Genomic DNA, 16,678 nt, shown 5'->3' on the forward strand with positions numbered 1-16,678 from the left:
TGAACAGGCGAACCTACAAAGCCACCCTCGACATCGCCATCATCGCCAGCCCTTAACTGAACGGCATTGCCGCTAGGCCGCGGTCAAGGGGCCTGGGCCGCTGAAGCCGATGTCTCCGTGCGCCCGTATCCGTAGACTCCGCTTGGTGGACATCGAATACCGTTCCGCCCGCGCCGATGAAGCACCGCTGGTCTCCGACCTGGCGATGCGCTCCAAAGCGCATTGGGGCTACAGCGCCGACTTCCTGGACGCGATCCGCGACGAGCTGACGTACTCGCCGCAGGTATGCGGCTCCGGCGGGCTCGTCGTCGCCGAGCAGTCGGGTCGACTCCTGGGTTTCTATCGCCTGATCGAGAGCGTCCCGGAATGCCGCCTCGAATCGCTGTTCGTGGACCCGCCCGCCATCGGCACCGGTGTGGGCCGGGCCCTCCTCGAACGCGCGCTTCGCGCCGCCGAAGCGATAGGGGCCCAATCGGTCACGCTCGAAGCCGACCCGAACGCCGAATCGTTCTACGCCAAGTTCGGCGCGGTCCGCATCGGTGAGCTCCCCAGCGAGTCCATCCCCGGAAGGATGCTGCCGCACATGCGGTTCGACCTCCCCGGTGCTTAATCGCGGCCCGAGATGCCAGCGGCCAGGAGCGGACCCGCGACCCGCAGGGTTTCCGTCCGCCTCAAGTGAATCCGGGCCTCGGCCGCGATGGGACCGCCCGCCGCGACGGTCGCTCCGGCGGCGGTCAGATCCGCGAAGGCCACGCCCTCGCCGATCTGCGCCCCTGCCTTGAGCGGCATCCAGACCAGGGCGGCGATGTCCGGGTCGTCCGGTGTGAACGCCACTTCCTCGTCGACGAACTCGGCGAGGAACATGCAGAAGTAGGTGAACGGTCCGGCCGGAAGGTCAGGCCGAAACGGCGTGGTCGGATCGGCATTGCGGACACGCTGCAGGATGAACGGTGCCGGTGCATCGTCCGTGCGCGCTTCGCGCAGCTCGTCACCGTCGATGTCGTGCAAGTAAGTCCGCTCCGACGGCACGAGCCGCACCGGCACGCCGAGCTCCTCGCGGGCTTCGCGAAGCGCGCAGTCCCAGATGTCCTCACCTGGCTCCTGCCCACCGCCGACACCGCCGACGAACCAGTCGGTGCCGCTCGCGTCCACGGCATCGACCCCGTCGGCGGCCAAGGTCGTGAGCACCCTGCCATCGCGCACCAGCAGGACCCCCGCGCAGAACGGCCGCCCGCCGGTGAGCCGACGAACCTCTGCAGTTCCCGAATCGGCTTCCCGCCAAAGCCGTTCATCGACCGAATCGGTGTGTTCGCCAAGCCGGTCCAGCCATGGATGCTGCCCGTACGCCTTGGTCATCGTGCCGCGAAGCCATTGGCGCTGTTCCGCAGTCAGAACCGGCAGCACTGCCGCGAAGTCCTCCTCGTCCTTGGGGCGCAGGCCGTGCGACTTGTAGAACAGTTGGATCTCGGGGGCCAGGTATGGGAGGCCGTCGGCACTGGTGCGGCCGATCTCCGCGATCGGGCGCCGGATGCGCGGGTCGCGGCGCGAGACCCATTCCTCGCCGTCGGCCTCATCGAGCATGAACTGGAAGCACCACGGCTCGTCCGGGCCCCGGCGACACCAGATGTCGTGGACCTCGGGCGGCAGGATCTCGCCAGGCGCCCAGGGCCGCAGCGTTCCTGGCGGGTCGGCGGCCCACCACTCCCAATCGGGCAGCGCGCGCTGCGCCTCGAGCTGGTCTCGGCGGAGCAGCAGCACGTCGACGTCGCCGTGCTCGCGGAACGGCTCGCCGACCGCGAACTCGATCGCGTACCCGCCGGCGATCCACCACGGCGCGTCGACCGCCGCGAGCAGATCCCGGACCTCGTCCGGGGTGGCAGGTTCCCATCGCCCCAAGGGATTCGCTTCAGTCATGTCCACATCCTGCCCGCCAGGGCGCCTGTGCCGCGACCGGATTGCGGCAATCCTTGTCTCCCAGTGCAAGTCGATCGCTCCCGGTTTCGTGCCAACCGGACGACACCTATTGATTTTCGATAGAAATCGATCGATAATCGATGCATGAGCAAATTCTTCACCATCGTTCTCCGCGCCGGCATCGCCGCGCTCTTCCTCTTCAGCCTCTTCGGGCAGGCCATCGTCATCCCGAACTCCGGCGTCGACGAGCTGCGCCGCTTCCTCCCCGAGCGCTACGTCACGGCCTACCTGGTACTTGGCATCCTCGGTGTCGTCTGCGTCCAGGTCGCGATGGCCGCGGTCTGGAAGCTCCTCGCCATGGCCGAACGCGACGCGATCTTCAGCCCGAAGGCCTTCCGCTGGATCGACATCATCATCGGCGCAGCGGTCGCCGCCACGGCCCTGTCGTTCGGCGTCGCCGTGCACCTCATGTTCACGGACATGACCGAGATGGCCTTCATCAGCGCCGGACTCCTCGCCGTCGCCTGCGCTGCGGGGGGCGCCTGCCTGGCGATGCTCATGGTCGTCATGCGCGGCCTCCTCCGCAAGGCCACCGACCTCGAGACCGAGATGGCCGAGGTCGTCTGATGCCGATCATCGTCGACCTCGATGTGCTTCTCGCCGAACGCAACATGTCGGTCGGCGAGTTCGCCGCGGCCGTGGGGATCACGCCCGCCAACGTCGCGGTCCTGAAGAACGGCAGGGCCAAAGCGGTCCGCTTCACCACACTTGAGGCGATCTGTCGCGTCCTCGAATGCCAGCCCGGTGACGTCCTCCGCTGGGTTCCCGACGACGAGGCCTGACGCCGGGGCATCATGGTCCCCATGACCGACGCCCCGATCGAGCTGTGCTGCCTCCTCCGCGCCCTGCCCGGCGCCGAGGTGGCCATGGCCGCATACGAAACCAAGGTGACCGCGCTCGTCCCCGAACACGGGGGCGAGCTCGTGTCACGCGCGATCGGCGACGGCGCGGACGGCAACCCCCACGAAGTCCACGTCTACCGCTTCCCGAACCAGGCCGCCATCGACGCCTACATGGCCGACCCCCGCCGCCTCGCCCTCGCCGAGGAACGCGACCGCACCGTGGCGAGCACGGTCCTGTTCCCCGTCCGGATCGCCTGAGCCGGAGGGCTAGGGCCTGTCCTGTGAATCCGGCCGGGCGGTGTCCGGCCCATTCGCCCGCTCGCTGCGTTGTCGGGCCTTCGAATACAACACCGGTATTCGAAGGCCCCTCCGCCTTGCGAGCGAACAAATGGACTCGGATTCCACCTCGCCTGGATTCACAGGACAGGCCCTAGGCGAGGATCTCGCCGAGGCGCTCCACCGCTTTCGCCTGCGCGGTCTGGATAGTGGCCGTCGCCTGCACCGACAGGTCCTCGCACTCGGTGTCGAGGGTCGCGTTCGGGACCAGGAACTTGAACTCGGTCAAGCGACCCTCCACATTGACCTCCGCAGAGCACAGGTCGTCGTCGGTGGTGTGCGCGAAGCGCTCGTGCGAGCAGCGGGCGATGCGGTCGCGGAGCTCGTCGCCGCCGCTGTCGGGGACGCGGGCCGCGATCAGATCGGCGTGGGTGCGTTCGAGATGCAGCACGTGCTCTGAGCGTGCCGCCTCCGCCGACGTCCAGGCCGCCTGGATCGCGTCCGCCACCGCAGGGTTGCTCAAGCGGTCAATGGTCGGGCTCAGCGACAGCGACTGCAAGCGGCCCAGGTAATCCAGGCGCAGCCACGCCACCCGGTCCGGGTCGGTGCCATCGAAGCCCCGCTGCGCCAGCTCCTCCGCCAGCGCCTGCGCGCGCTCGGCCAGGTCCGCGGCCTGCTCGTACCGCTCGCGGCTCGGGGCCGCCTCCAGAGCGCGGTCGACCCCGTCGCGCACCGCCCCCGCGGGCAGCCTGGCGGCGGCGTGGCGCCCCGCGGCCAGGCGGTCCTCGTAATCCTCGGGGATCTCGATCCGGTTCATCGGCTTTCCTCCTCATGCACGACAAAGGCGCTGACAGAAGGCATCGTGACCGGCCCGCTCACGGATCGGTCACCGATCGGTCATGCCCCGCCGCCGCCGTCTCGAGGAATGCGTCACTTATGGCGTTGTGGGAGACTGGATGTCCCCGTGCCCTGGTTCGAGTGAAGGCGGAACACCATGGAGAACCTCGACGTGCGCCTCCTAGGGCCCCTTGAGGTCCGGGTCGCCGGCGTCCCGGTCGCGATCCCGCGCGGGAACACCGCGACCGTGCTCGCGATCCTCCTCGACGAGGCGAACAGCGTGGTCCCGCTCGAGAACATCGTGCGCGCCGTCTACGGCCTCGACATTCCGCAGGACCCCGAGACGCAGGTCCAGAACACCATCGGCGTCCTGCGCCGCAAGCTCGGCGCCGCCCGCGACCGGGTCGAGACCATCGGCCGCGCCTACCGCTTCCGCATCGACACTGCCGAACTGGACACGTTGCGCTGCAGGGCGAAGGAGGACCGGGCCCGAAGCCTGCGCGTGGACGGACGGCTCGACGAGGCGGTCGCCGCCCTGCGCGAGGCGCTCGGCGAATGGCGCGGCCCGGCGCTCGCCAACCTGTCGGGCAACACCGTCGACGCGATCCGGCGCCGCTACGACGAGCACCGCCTCGCCCTCCTCGAACGCCGCATCGACCTCGACCTCGAGCTGGGCCGCGCCGCCGAGGTCGTGGACGAGCTGCGCCAGATCGTGGCCGTCCACGGCACCCGCCAGCGCTTCACCGCCCTCCTCATGCGCGCCCTGCACGCCTCCGGGCGCACCGCCGAAGCGCTCGAAGCCTATGCGGTCCTGAAGGAACGCCTCGCCGATGAACTCGGCGCCGACCCCGATCAGGTGCTGCGCGAGCTCCACACCGCGATCCTCCGGGACGGTCCGGCGCCCGCCGGTTCCGGCACGCCGTTCGTCGCCTCTGAACCGGCGTTTCCGCGCCGCGTCCCCGCGATGCTTCCGCGCGCCAACACCCGTTTCACGGGCCGCACCGACCAGATGCGCCTGCTGGACGGCTACCTCCAGGCAGCCGAGGGCGCGGCCGGGCTGGCCGTCGTCACCGGTATGGGCGGCGTCGGCAAGACCGCGCTGTCGGTGAGCTGGGCGCACCGGGTCGCGCACCGCTTTCCCGACGGCCAGTTGTACTTCAACCTGCGCGGCTTCGATCCGCTCGCGCCCGGCGCCGACCCGAGCGCGGTCCTCGGCGAGGCCCTCGTCGCCCTCGGCGTCGAGGCCCACCAGCTACCGGCGGGGCTCGACGAGCGGATCGGCCTGTACCGCACCGTCCTCGCGGGCCGCAAGGTCCTCGTCGTCCTCGACAACGCCCGCGACGCCGCCCAGGTTCGCCCGCTCCTGCCCGTCGCCCCCGGCTCGTTCACGCTCGTGACCAGCCGTGACCGCCTCGCCGGGCTCGACGCCACCGAAGGCGCCGACGCCGTCCCGCTCGAGCTGCTCTCCGATGCCGACGCGTGGGCGCTCCTGGTGCGCCGCACCGGGATGGACCGAGCGATTGCGGAGGAGCGCGCGGTCCTGCGCATCGTCGCCTCCTGCGGCCGCCTCCCGCTCGCGCTCACCCTGATCGGTGCGTGGGCGGCGGCCCATCCCCAGTTCTCGCTGGCGTCCCTCGCCGACCGCCTCGACACCACTACGAACGTGTTCCGGGTGCTCACCTCCACCGACCTCGCTTCGGATCCGCGCTCGGTCTTCGCATGCTCCTATCAGGCCCTCGGCGGTCGTGCGGCCCGCGCGTTCCGTCTCTTCGGCCTCCACCCCGGTCCGGACCTCACGGTCGCGGCGATGGCGAGCCTCATGGGCGTGCCCCCCGCCGATGCCGAAGCGGCCCTGCACGAACTCGCCGACGTGCACCTGGTCGACCAGCCACGCGAGGGCCGGTACACGATGCACGACCTCCTGCGCTCCTATGCGGCCGAACGCTTCAAGGACGAGGTGGCCGATGCCGAGCGCGCCGCCGCCGAGGCCCGCCTCATCGACTACTTCATCCATTCCGCGAACACCGCGGACCAGCGTCTCCTGTTCCACGGCAGCACCATCGACGTCGGCGAGCCCGTCCCCGGCGTCACCCCCGAACCCATCGCGGACCTCCCCACCGCCGCCAACTGGTTCAGCACCGAGTACGAGGTGTTGCTCGGGCTCCTGCGCCGCGAGCCCGCGCCGGGAGGTGACGGGAGGTTCTGGCGCCTGGCCTGGTGCACGGCCGGGTACATGCTTGACCGCTCGTTCGGCGCCGACCTGATCGAGACGCAGACGGCGGCGTTCGCGGCGGCCGAGCGCATCGGCGACGGCTTCGGCCAGGTCATTTCCCTCGGCTACCTCTCGGCCGGGATGATGCTGCACGGCGACCAGGAGCAGGCCGCCCGACTCATCGAGCGCGCCTTGGCCCTCGCCGACGATGTCGAGGAGCCGTGGGCGAAGGGCTTCGTGGCCTTCGGGATCGCCGTCCACGCCGCTCGGGAAGGCGACGACGCCGAGACCGTCGAGTACGCCGCCAGGGCCCTCGACCTGTTCGAGGAGGCGGGCGATCGCATCTGGGCGTACCGCGCGAGCTGGGTCGTCGGCTGGCACACCGCCGAACTCGGCGATCTCGACGCGGCTCGGAGACGGTACGACGAGCTGATGGCGGCCTCGCTCGAAGTCGGTGCGCCGCTTGCGGTCGCGCACAGCCATCTCGGGTACGGCCATGTCGCCCAGCTCGACCGGCGTTTCGACGATGCGCTCCGCCACTACGCCCTCGCCCGTGAGGGGTTCACCGAGTACGGGCAGGAGGCGAACGTCGCCTACGTCGACGAGCTCGTCGGCGACGTCCTGGCGTCACTGGGCGATGAAGAGGGTGCGATCGCCCGGTGGAGGGCGGCCGAGGCCGTCTACCGCGAATACCGGGCGCACCACGAGTTCGCGCGCGTCCGCCGACGACTCGAGGCCCCCGGGAGGGGCCAGGCCGCCGTCGAGGGCGGGCTGATCGCCCTGGATTCGCCCGACGGGCACGAGCGGGTCGAAGCGGCCGTGCAAAACGCATTGCACGCGTTCGGGTATGAGGTCTTGGAACCGGCGTCCCCGTTCGAGAGGGCCGATCAGTGAGCGACGCGACCCCCGAGGGCGCTCAAGGATGGCGGCGCCTGTTCAAGTTCGGCCCGCAGCAGTCGGGCCGGGCCGTGGGGCTCGGGGACATCGCCAAGGTGGTCGAGGCCCGGCCGCGACAGGATGCGGCGTCGGCCGTCCCGCCCGGTCTCGACCGGGACCAGGTGACAGCGGTCGTGAGCCTGATCGATGCGCTGCAAGGCTATTCGGAGGCGGTGGTCAGGCTCGGTCCGCTGATCGTCACGAAATGCGGCGTGCAGCTGCGCGCGTACCACCTCACCGAGGACGAGGCCATGCACCTGCAGCGGCACCCGGAGGCCCTGGAGTCGGCGGCGGAGCTGATCGGCCTGTTCGACGAGCTGCGGGACGGGCGCGAGGTGCCGCCGGATGGGCCGCGCAAGGGCCGACACCGCCGTCTTTGAGCCGCGCCCGAAGGCGCGGCCCTTCGCAAAACCCTTGTGGCTTAAGCGGTCTCGGCGTCGAAGTCGGTCGCCAGGAGCGCTTCGACCGCCGGGGCGTACATCGTCTCGGCCGACTGGGAGACGCTGGCGATGCCGACGAACCCGTTCACGCCGTCGACGTCCACGACCAGGACCGCGGTGTCCTCGTACAGGTCCGCGGTGTCGGGGGACGAGGTCCAGGCGTTGCGCCACTCGGCGAGCACGCCGGGGCGGCCGTCCACTTCGACTGCGGTGTAGGTGATCTCGCCCTGCTGGTAGCCCTCGACGGTGTCGAACCCGTCGGCGAGCCAGACCTCTGCGGCGCCCGCAACGGTCGTGTTCAGGTCGGTCGGGTCGTAGGGGGCCGCTGCGCCGTTGAACACGCCGACCCCGAAGTAGGAGATCCAGTCGCCGCCGTGGGACAGGAGGTAGCCCTCGGAGTCGTTCATCAGGCCGTAGGGCTCGCCGGGTCCGTACATCCAGGTCCAGCCCTCGCCGGGGATCGGCGTGACCGAGCCGAGCGAGGCCACCGCGAGGTGGGTGCCGGAGGGGGCGGGCGCCGACTCCTCGTCGGGGTCCTCGCCGCCGCCCTCCTCCTCTTCGGGCGCGGTGCTCTCGGAGGTGGTGCTGTCGTTCCCGGCGTTCAGTTCGCCCGTGTCCTTGTCGTCGCCGAGGAGGAAGTATCCGGCGACGCCGCCGATGATCATGAGCAGGACGACGCCGATGACGAGGATGGTGGTGCCGGCGCCGCTCTTGGCGGGCTCCTGCACCGGCGGGGCGCCGTACTGGGCGTAGGGGTTCGGGTATCCGGCCGGGTCGTAGCCGGGCTGCGCGTAAGGCGACTGGCCCGGCTGGCTCTCGGGCTGGCCCGGGTACTGGGGCTGCCCGGGCAGATGCGAGGTCGGATAGGACTCGCCGCCGGCCTGCCCTGGGGCGTAGCCCCCCGCGGGCGGCTGCGCGCCCGGCTGGGACTGCCCGTACTGGCCGCCGGCGGGGTCTTGCGGGGGGTACGTCATGGACCGATCGTAACCGGCACCCGCGACGACTGTCCCCCTCTGTCTTGTTGAGAAAACGCTGAACCGGGACGGGTGTCGCACCCGCCCCGGTTCCAGGGATCCGTAACTAGTCCCTAGTATTCCCGCCTTGTCAAGGCTGGTTTCGTTAGCGAATCATCACCATTCTTTAGCTTGCGAACACCGCGACCGTGCGGCCCGGAACGGTGAAGGTCCCTGTCGCGTCATCGAACGCGGCTTCGGCGAACGCCGGGTCGGCGGAGTCCTGGAGCACCGGGTGGAGCTCCGAACCCGAACCGGCCGTGTCGGCGATCGTCTGCGTGACCGCGGCCGGGCTCGCGTTGAACACCACGGTGACCGACTTGAACGCGTCGTCGAGGCCGTCGAGGTCGATGCGCATGGTGATCACGCCGGGCGCCTCGTCCTCGGTTCCCGAGAGCGGGAACGAGACCCGCTCGGCCACTTCCTCGGCGTCGCCGAGGTTGAACGCGCAGGTCGAGGACGAGATCTCGAGCAGCTCCAGGTACCGCTGGTTCGCCATCTCGATGTCCGCACATGAGGGCTGCGCGACCGCGGCGATCGCGTCCTCCGCATAGGGCCACTTGGCCTCTGACGTCCACTGCGGCGGCAGGCCGGCACCGAAGCCGTTGCTGGAGGAGCCGAATCCCTCAGTGCCCTCGCAGTTCCAGCGGATGGCGTTGAACCAGTCGCCGGAGTCGTACGAGTCGCGGTCGAGGGACTTCGAGCGGAGCAGTTCCGAACCGGCCGTGGAGAACCCGGTGCCCTGGCTGAGCACCGCCGTCGCCATCGAGAGCACCTGCATCTGCGTGCGCTCGGTGCCGGTCACCTCGGCGTCCAATTTGTAGGCCAATGCGTCGAACAGGATCTCGTTGTCATGAGCGTCCACATAGTTCACGGCCTCACCGGGCTGGGCGGTGTACCCGGCGCCGGTGCCGTTGTAGTCCAGCTCGGCACCGGTGGTCTCGGTGCCGTCCGAGGCGGTGAACGCGTAGTCGGCGAGGTTGCCGACGAGGCCGAGTTTCGTGAGGTCCTGGGCGTGCAGCAGCGCCGCCAACTCATCATCGGTCGCTTCGCCGTCGTTGTCGTCGGTCCACGCGCCGGAGCCGAAGCCCTGCGTGGTCGGGTCCCCGTCGAACGGGCCCCCGCCGCGCACGGCGTCGCGCATCCGGTCGTTGAACGTCCCGATCCCGGTGCCCGCCATGTTCACCTGCGTGGCCTGCTCGAACAGGGCGTCGTTCGCGACCTCCCCGAAGTTCCAGCCCTCGCCGTACAGGAGCATGTCCTCATCCAGAGCGGCTTGCACCGCAAGGAGGTTCGACTTCGGGTGGTGCCCCATGAGATCGAAGCGGAAGCCGTCCACGTGGTAGGCGTCCTGCCACAGCACCGCGGACTCGACGATGAACTTGTCGAACATCGGCCGCTCAGTGGCGGTGTTGGCGCAGCACGTCGAGGTCTGGACCTCGCCGTTCGCGTCGAGCCGGTGGTAGTAGCCGGGTACGATCCGGTCGAGCACCGACTTGTCGGCGGTGCCCGAGGCGGCCGTGTGGTTGTAGACCACGTCGTTCACCACGCGCAGACCGAGTTCGTGCATGGCCTGCACCATCTGCCGGTACTCCAGGATCCGCTGCGTCCCATCGGCTTCCGTGGCGTAGGAGCCTTCGGGGGTGTTGAAGTGCAGCGGGTCGTAGCCCCAGTTGAAGGCGTCGTCGGTGCGCACGGCCCCGACGCAGGCCTGCTGCTCGGTCGAGTTCGCCGCCATCAGGTCCATTTCGCAGTCGACGGTGGCCTGACTCGTCTCGGGGATCGAGGCGATGTCGAAGGTCGGCAGCAGGTGCACATGGGTGAGCCCGGCCTCGGCCAGCTCCGCCAAGTGCTGCACCGAAGTCGAGTCCTCCTGCGTGAACGCCGCATAGGTGCCGCGCAGCGCTTCGTCCATGGACTCGTCGGCGATCGAGAAGTCCCTGACGTGGAGCTCCCACACCTGTGCCGCGGCCGTTTCGACCTCGGCGGGCGCGTCCTCACCGTCCCAGCCGTCCGGCTTGAGGTCGGCGGCGTCGAGGTTCACGATCTGGCTGTGCGTCGAATCCGCCGCCAGCGACAGCGAATTCGGGTCGGTCACCGAGTACGACTCCACCGCTTGGGAAGCGGGGTGCCAGACCTCTAGGGCGAACCGGTAGTACTTGCGGTCCCAGTCCTTGGCGCCCGCGACGGACCAGACGCCGGTGCGCTCGGAGAAGTCCATCTCGTGCACGCTCGGCTCGGTGTCCTCGGGCGAGTCGAACAGCTCGAGGCTCACCGACTGCGCCGAAGGCGCCCAGAGCGACACGGTCGGCTTCTTCCCCTTCCAGGTCACGCCGAGGTCGGCGTCGAGCGCGTCGTCGTACACCGCGTCGAGCGCCCCGGCGGTCTGCACGCCCGTCGCGTACCAGGCCGTCCCGGTGTGATCGCGCTCGACGGCGACGAGCTGCCCGCGCAGGGCCTCCCGGATCGCGTCGCCGTCCGCGTTCACCTTGAACGCCTTGTAGTCCCAGTACTGCGGCCACGCCTGACGCTGTGCCTCGGTCAGGCCGCCGGCGGCGGTGAGGGCGATGCTCTCGTACGACCCGGTGAGCGCCCCGTCCTCGGCGGCGATCGATCCGTCGGCGCTCGAAAGCAGCTCGAAGACCTTGCCGTCGGTCGGGGCGACGTCCATCGCGATCGTGTCTGCGTCGAGCCAGATCGCCTGCTCCGCAGCGAGATCGAGATCCTGCGTGCGGTCCGTTGAGGCCCCGGCCGGGCGCACGTAGCCCTCGGTCGCGGCGGTGATCCACACTTCCTGGCCGTACTCGGCGAAGTCGAGCCGCTGGTCGGTGGGGAGGTCCTTCTCGTCGCCGCGGTGGATCACGTACGAGAGCGCCTCGGCGTCCTCGGTGAGGTCCACTTCGTACACGGCCCCGAACGCGTCGGTGCGCGCGGGCTCGAGTCCGGCGGTCCAATCGGTCGGGTCGGCCGCGCCCTCCCAGGTGTGGAGGGTCCAGCCGTCGAGGTCGCCGTCGGGGCGCTGGTAGTGGATGACGGCCTTGCCGTCGGCGGCGGCCTGCGAGGCGTGCGCCCCAGTGGAAGTCACCCAGGTCTCGCCGAGGGTGGACGGCTTGAGGATGACATCGGATTCGGCGAGCTTGGCGTCCCCGGAGTGGACGATCAAGCCGAGATCGGCGTCGAAGTCGTCAACGGGCACATGCCAATACAGACCCCATGCATCAGTCCCGTCGGGCGCGCGCGGCGCGTCCCACTCGGTGCCTGCGCCCTCTGCGAGCGCGTCACCCCAGAGGTGCAGGCCCCAGTCGGTGCCGTCATCGGGAGCGTGGACGGTGACGTACCCGTTGGCCTCGGCCAGCGAATAGGCGACGTCCCCGGAGCCGGCACTGAGCCAGATCTCCGGTGTCGCACTCGGATCGAACGTGCGGTCCGAGGCGTAGTCCTTGTTCCCGGCCTCGTCGATCACCAGGTAGCCGACGGAACTCGCGTCCTCGGCGAGCCTGAGCGACGCGAAGGACCCGTAGGAGTCCTCGCCCGCGAAGGCGTTCGTCTCGGGCCAGGTGGTCTGCGAGGACTCGGCGATGTCGCCCCAGGCGTACAGGCCCCACTTGGAGGCGTCCCCGTCGTAGTGGACGTTGGCCCAGTTCAGGGAGCTGCCCGCCTGTTCGGGGGTGGCGACGGTGGTGGTCGCCTTGGCGGAGGCGCTGCGGCCCTCGCGGTCGAGGACCACGGCCTTGAACTCGACGGACCGGCCGCCGGCGAGACCGTTGAGGTCGTAGGCGATGCGGTGGTCCGGGCCGGGCGAGGTGCCGACGTAGGTCCATTCGCCGCCGTCCACGGAGGCCGCGAAGGCCACGCGCGCAAGCGGATCGCCGGATACCGTGGCGTCGACGTACGCGGTGGTGGCCGATTCGGCGTCGACCGTGAGGCTCACCGAAGGAGCATCGGCGGCGCCGATCACGTTGTCGGCCTTGAAGACCACGGCCGAAAGCGGGGGCACGGTGATCTGGGCGGCGCCGTCGGCGGCCTCGATCGAGCCCTCGCCGTACACCGACGTGAACGTGTCTGAGTAAGTCTCCACGTCGACGGTCTGCGCTTCGGTCGAGTTCGACACGGCGACAAGGTATTCGACGCCTTCTTCGGACTTGACGCGCGAGAACGAGAAGACCCCGTTCTCGGCGGCACGGCTCACCTGGACGCCGTTCGCAAGGGCCGGGTGCTCCGCGCGGAGCTGCGAGAGTTCCGCGATCGCCTGGTAGATCGGGTGATCGGTGTCGTAGTTGTCGACGGCGTGGGTCGCGTCGGTGCCGATGAGCTCGTCGTCCAGGTAGTCGTCGACCTGCGAGGCGAACATGGTCTGGCGCGAGTAGTCGTCGCCGCCCGAACCGGTGAAGCCCTGCTCGTCGCCGTAGTAGACGACGGGCTGGCCGCGGGTGAGGAACATCAGCTGCTGGGCGAGGATCGCGCGATCGGTCCAGGTGGCCTCGTCCGTGGTCTCGACGATGTTCCGGCCGACGCGGCCGATGTCGTGGTTCGAGACGAACGTGGGCATCGCGAGGGCGTCGGTCCCGTCCGAGGTGAACAGGGCGTCGGACTGATAGAGGGTCGAGAGCCCCTCGGCCCCGGCCGCTCCGGTCGCGAAGCCGGTGGCGGCGCCGTGGAAGCCGAAGTCGAGCACGGCGTCCAGGTCGCCTTGGCGCACGTACGAGCTCGTCAGGTTCGGGTCGCCGGAGTAGACCTCGCCGAACGCGAAGAAGTCGATGCCCTTCGCGTCGGAGGCCTCCCGGATTCCTGCAAGAAATTGCGGCCAGAACTCAAGATTCACGTGCTTCACGGTGTCCATGCGGAAGCCGTCGACGCCGGAGTCGGCGATCCAGTCCGAGTAGACGTCGATCCAGCCGTCCACGACCTCCGGGCGCTCGGTCCACAGGTCGTCCAGGCCGGAGAAGTCGCCGTACGTCGAGGACTCGCCGGTGTAGGTCGAGTCGCCGCGGTTGTGGTACATCTGCGGGTCGTTCAGCCACTCAGGCGATTTCAGCTCGGTCTCGTCGTCCTCGAGCACCGGAGTGTAGGCCGAGGAGTCCGCGTTGACCTCGGGGAACTCATCGGAGGTCGCGTAGTTCGCGTCCTCGAAAGCCCGCCCCTCGGCATCCGTATAGGGAGAGTCCTCTTTCGCCACATAGGCATTCGAGCCCTCGGCGTACTCCACCGCGTCGGCGGTGTGGTTCACGACGATGTCGAGGTAGATCTCCATGCCGCGGTCGTGGGCGGCGTCGATGAGGCTCTGGAGCTGGGCGTCGTCGCCGAGATGCGGGTCGACGGCGGTGAAGTCGGTGCCCCAGTAGCCGTGGTAGCCGGCGCCGGTCCAGTTGTCCGTGACCTGCACGGGCTGGTTCACGACCACGGGCGTCAGCCAGATCGCGGTGGTGCCGAGGCCTTCGATGTAGTCGAGCTGCTGCTCGACTCCGGCGAGGTCCCCGCCCTGGTAGAACATCCGCTGCGTCGGGTCGTAGCCCGTGGTGAGGGAGTCGCCCTCCTTCGGCGAAGCTTGCGAGCCGTCAATTTGACCAGCGGCCCCGGTGTTGTTCGACTCGTCGCCGTCGGCGAAGCGGTCGGTCATGACGAAGTAGAACTGCTCGGCCTCATCAGTGGTGGCCTGGGCGAGGGAGGCCAGCTGGGAATCGGTCGGCTCGTCGCTCCACGAGCCGTCGTCTCCGGGTGGCCGATCAGGGGTGGTGCAGGCGGTCAGTACCAGGGCAGAGCCCAGCACTCCCGCCGCGATGCGGGCGGTACGCGGCATTGCGCTTCTTCCTCCGGGGTTGAACAGGGGGACGGGGCCCGCGTCTCGGCTGCTGAACGTGCGACGAGACGCGCACCCCGTGTGCGCAAGAACATACCACCTATGAAATTTTCTTACAATGCCTTCGCAATCTGTTGCGGCTGCGGATGAGGCCTAGTGGCGCTCGTCCTCCAGGATGCGCGTGGCGACCGGGCCCGTGTACTCGTAGTGGATCGTGCGGGCCGGCAGCGGGAAGGCGGACTTGCCGAACGGCGACGAGGCGCCGATGTGGCCGGACGTGAACTCACCGACCTCCAGGTGTCCGGGCTTGACGGCGCGGCTGCGGATCTTGGCCACTTCGATGTCGGATGCGCTGCCGGACGGCCTGCCGGCGATGTTCGAGTCACTCATGCGCTGGATTTTATCGGTCGGCTCAGCGGCCGAACACCGGATCACGGGTGCCGGGTGTCACCCCCGGTCGGCAGCGCAGCACCCGCCCGAGAGCGAGCCGTCCGCCGACCCACAGGCCGTAGCGCGATACGGCCCGAAAGCCGAAGCCCGAACAGCTCGGCACGAACCGGCACTGCACCGGGACGCGAGGCGAAAGCCACCGCCGGTAGCCCGCGATGAGATGCAGCCCCAACCGCCGGGGTCCGGGCCGATGCCGCTCTCTGGCCGTCGCCAACCGCTCTGGTGTGAGCCGCTCGAACCCGAAGAGCGACAGGCCGAGCGAATGCAACGGGCCCGGGTCGGTGGCGCCGCCGCAGGGCGCCGCGCAGGCATTGCAGGGACCGCCGGGGTTGCAGGAGGCGGCCAGGGGCGCGCCGCATCCGGCCGAGCAGCTCGGCTGGTAGGCGCTGGAGCAGCACGAAACCTCCACAGGACTGTTCTACACGCCGAACCGGGGCGTCGGGAACGATCCGAGGAGACAGGAGGCGGCGGTATGGGCACGTGGTCCAGATCAGATCGGGAGAGTGTCGATTGGGGATGGTTAAGGCCGACCACGATCCGAAGTGGTCACACTGTCCGTTATGGGTTGAACACCCCTATATCAGGAAATTGCCAGGGGCGGTTCAGTGCGCGCTCAGGCTCAAGGCCCACGGTGGGGGCCTCGGGGAATGAGGGGTTCCCGAGGGGTTATGGACCCGGTGAGGCGGATCTTCGGACTCATCCTCCACTGACGATCGCCGCTGGCCCGTCTCACCGGGCACTCTCCAGTTCCGCCCCGCTCGTATTACCGAGCGTTCCTCTTGAATCACTTGATGTCACACCCTGATGTCAGGGTTGTTGACCGGGGGCCCATCGCTCGGAACATATCCGGAATATCCGGATAGTCTCGCCCGTCAGGCCTTCACTGCAGGGCCGCCAAGGCACTGCCATCCGCTCCACCGTCAATGCGGCCAGGACCCTCGGCTCAGCGGAACCGCTCAGGATTCGGCAGCAGCTCGTTCATCGCCCCGGACCGGAAGCCCTGCGCATCGAGCCGCACTTCGGCAAAACCCTCCACCGCCGCGAGCACGCCGGGCCGTTCGGCCACGGCCGCAACGAGTTCGGCGTCGATCTCGACCTTCGCGGTGTCGTCGCCCATATCGCGCACCCGCAGGTTCCGCACCGGGATCGCAGCCTCGGCGAGCGCGCGGCGCAGCGCGTGCTCGGCTTCGGCGACGCGTTCGAGTCCGTCGGCGGTGACCTCGATGCCGTAGGCGATGCGGCTCGCGAGGCAGGCGGCGGCCGGCTTGTCCCAGGTGGGGAGGCCCCAGGCCTTCGAGGCGGCGCGGATCTCGACCTTGGTGAGCCCGGCGTCGGCCAGCGGAGTCAGCGCCCCCGCGTTCGCGGCGGCGCGGATGCCGGGTCGGAATCCGGCGCGGATGTCGTCGGCGTTGGTGCCGGTGGCGACGGCGGCGATGCCGCGGTCGGCGGCGAGCGGGGCGACGACGCTCATGAGCTCGGTCTTGCAGAAGAAACAGCGGTCTCCGGCGTTGGCGCGGTAGCCCTCCCTGGAGAGCTCGTCGGTGGCGGGGGCGTGGTGCGCGACCCCGAGTTCGGCGGCGAACTCCTTGGCGCGATCGAGTTCGATGCGCGGCAACGAGGGCGAGACGGCGGTGGCGGCTTCGACGCGTTCCGGGCCGAGCGCTCGGACGGCGGCGGCGAGCAGGAACGCCGAGTCGGCGCCGCCGGAGAACGCCACCATGAGCGAGGGCAGTGCAGCGAGCCGGTCGAGCAGAGCGGCGACCCGATCGGCGAGTGCGCCGCCGAGGTCGCCTGAAGCATCGGCACGGTCGGTCGACGCATCGACGAGGTCGTCGGCGGTGTCTGCGGCGTCGGTCGCCTGGGGAGTCGCCTGAGCCTGGGAGGTCACCTCACAGAGCCTA

13 protein-coding genes are annotated in these 16,678 nt (G+C 69.5%); 6 read left to right on the forward strand and 7 right to left on the reverse strand.

The features are described 5' to 3' along the window. Positions 1-145 precede the first annotated feature (145 nt). Positions 146-610, forward strand: coding sequence for a GNAT family N-acetyltransferase (locus ACFO8M_RS18380; RefSeq protein ID WP_387978228.1), 465 nt, complete (start codon positions 146-148; stop codon positions 608-610). Here the strand turns inward: ACFO8M_RS18380 and ACFO8M_RS18385 are convergent. Further along, on the reverse strand, positions 607-1,914 hold the full coding sequence (locus ACFO8M_RS18385; protein WP_387978230.1) for an NUDIX domain-containing protein: 1,308 nt from the start codon (positions 1,912-1,914) through the stop codon (positions 607-609). The genes ACFO8M_RS18380 and ACFO8M_RS18385 overlap by 4 nt on opposite strands. 144 nt (positions 1,915-2,058) lie before the next feature. On the opposite strand from ACFO8M_RS18385, the gene ACFO8M_RS18390 reads away from it, so the two are divergent. Genes ACFO8M_RS18390 through ACFO8M_RS18400 form a run of 3 tightly spaced genes read left to right on the forward strand, consistent with a single transcriptional unit; the run spans position 2,059 to position 3,074 of the window. Further along, on the forward strand, positions 2,059-2,541 hold the full coding sequence (locus tag ACFO8M_RS18390; protein WP_387978232.1) for a DUF2975 domain-containing protein: 483 nt from the start codon (positions 2,059-2,061) through the stop codon (positions 2,539-2,541). Next, positions 2,541-2,756, forward strand: a complete 216-nt coding sequence (locus tag ACFO8M_RS18395; RefSeq protein WP_387978234.1) for a helix-turn-helix domain-containing protein — start codon at positions 2,541-2,543, stop codon at positions 2,754-2,756. The genes ACFO8M_RS18390 and ACFO8M_RS18395 overlap by 1 nt, the downstream gene beginning before the upstream one ends. Positions 2,757-2,777: 21 nt before the next feature. After that, complete coding sequence (locus ACFO8M_RS18400) at positions 2,778-3,074, forward strand: hypothetical protein (RefSeq protein WP_387978236.1); 297 nt, start codon at positions 2,778-2,780, stop codon at positions 3,072-3,074. A gap of 172 nt (positions 3,075-3,246) precedes the next feature. Here ACFO8M_RS18400 and ACFO8M_RS18405 read toward each other — a convergent pair whose 3' ends face one another. Beyond that, complete coding sequence (locus ACFO8M_RS18405) at positions 3,247-3,909, reverse strand: hypothetical protein (RefSeq protein WP_387978238.1); 663 nt, start codon at positions 3,907-3,909, stop codon at positions 3,247-3,249. Between the two features lie 177 nt (positions 3,910-4,086). On the opposite strand from ACFO8M_RS18405, the gene ACFO8M_RS18410 reads away from it, so the two are divergent. Further along, positions 4,087-7,035 carry an AfsR/SARP family transcriptional regulator gene (locus ACFO8M_RS18410; RefSeq protein WP_387978240.1) on the forward strand — a complete coding sequence of 983 codons (2,949 nt, stop codon included), beginning with the start codon at positions 4,087-4,089 and terminating at the stop codon, positions 7,033-7,035. Then, positions 7,032-7,457: a hypothetical protein gene (locus ACFO8M_RS18415; protein ID WP_387978241.1), complete on the forward strand. Its 426-nt coding sequence runs from the start codon at positions 7,032-7,034 to the stop codon at positions 7,455-7,457. Before ACFO8M_RS18410 ends, ACFO8M_RS18415 begins: the two co-directional genes overlap by 4 nt. 41 nt (positions 7,458-7,498) lie before the next feature. Here the strand turns inward: ACFO8M_RS18415 and ACFO8M_RS18420 are convergent, their stop codons facing one another. From ACFO8M_RS18420 to larE, 5 genes are all read right to left on the reverse strand, one after another. Next, complete coding sequence (locus ACFO8M_RS18420) at positions 7,499-8,491, reverse strand: hypothetical protein (protein WP_387978243.1); 993 nt, start codon at positions 8,489-8,491, stop codon at positions 7,499-7,501. A gap of 166 nt (positions 8,492-8,657) precedes the next feature. Beyond that, complete coding sequence (pulA, locus tag ACFO8M_RS18425; RefSeq protein ID WP_387978245.1) at positions 8,658-14,327, reverse strand: pullulanase-type alpha-1,6-glucosidase; 5,670 nt, start codon at positions 14,325-14,327, stop codon at positions 8,658-8,660. A gap of 153 nt (positions 14,328-14,480) precedes the next feature. Further along, entirely contained in the window at positions 14,481-14,717 is a 237-nt protein-coding gene (locus tag ACFO8M_RS18430; RefSeq protein WP_387978247.1) for a hypothetical protein, read from the reverse strand. Between the two features lie 22 nt (positions 14,718-14,739). Then, positions 14,740-15,186: a membrane protein insertion efficiency factor YidD gene (gene yidD, locus ACFO8M_RS18435; RefSeq protein ID WP_387978249.1), complete on the reverse strand. Its 447-nt coding sequence runs from the start codon at positions 15,184-15,186 to the stop codon at positions 14,740-14,742. Between the two features lie 534 nt (positions 15,187-15,720). Beyond that, a complete protein-coding gene (gene larE / locus ACFO8M_RS18440; RefSeq protein WP_387978251.1) occupies positions 15,721-16,665 on the reverse strand; it encodes an ATP-dependent sacrificial sulfur transferase LarE in 945 nt (314 codons plus the stop codon). Between the last annotated feature and the right edge of the window lie 13 nt (positions 16,666-16,678).

The sequence above is a fragment of the Glycomyces rhizosphaerae genome (assembly GCF_042647865.1).
In the GTDB taxonomy this organism is placed as follows: Bacteria; Actinomycetota; Actinomycetes; order Mycobacteriales; family Micromonosporaceae; genus Glycomyces; species Glycomyces rhizosphaerae.

Bases quoted from the DNA above. Each gene is read 5' to 3' on its own strand.
- ACFO8M_RS18385 (WP_387978230.1), bottom strand. From the start codon at position 1,914: ATGACTGAAGCGAATCCCTTGGGGCGATGGGAACCTGCCACCCCGGAC.
- ACFO8M_RS18390 (WP_387978232.1), top strand. From the start codon at position 2,059: ATGAGCAAATTCTTCACCATCGTTCTCCGCGCCGGCATCGCCGCGCTC.
- ACFO8M_RS18395 (WP_387978234.1), top strand. From the start codon at position 2,541: ATGCCGATCATCGTCGACCTCGATGTGCTTCTCGCCGAACGCAACATG.
- ACFO8M_RS18400 (WP_387978236.1), top strand. From the start codon at position 2,778: ATGACCGACGCCCCGATCGAGCTGTGCTGCCTCCTCCGCGCCCTGCCC.
- ACFO8M_RS18405 (WP_387978238.1), bottom strand. From the start codon at position 3,909: ATGAACCGGATCGAGATCCCCGAGGATTACGAGGACCGCCTGGCCGCG.
- ACFO8M_RS18410 (WP_387978240.1), top strand. From the start codon at position 4,087: ATGGAGAACCTCGACGTGCGCCTCCTAGGGCCCCTTGAGGTCCGGGTC.
- ACFO8M_RS18420 (WP_387978243.1), bottom strand. From the start codon at position 8,491: ATGACGTACCCCCCGCAAGACCCCGCCGGCGGCCAGTACGGGCAGTCC.
- pulA (WP_387978245.1), bottom strand. From the start codon at position 14,327: ATGCCGCGTACCGCCCGCATCGCGGCGGGAGTGCTGGGCTCTGCCCTG.
- ACFO8M_RS18430 (WP_387978247.1), bottom strand. From the start codon at position 14,717: ATGAGTGACTCGAACATCGCCGGCAGGCCGTCCGGCAGCGCATCCGAC.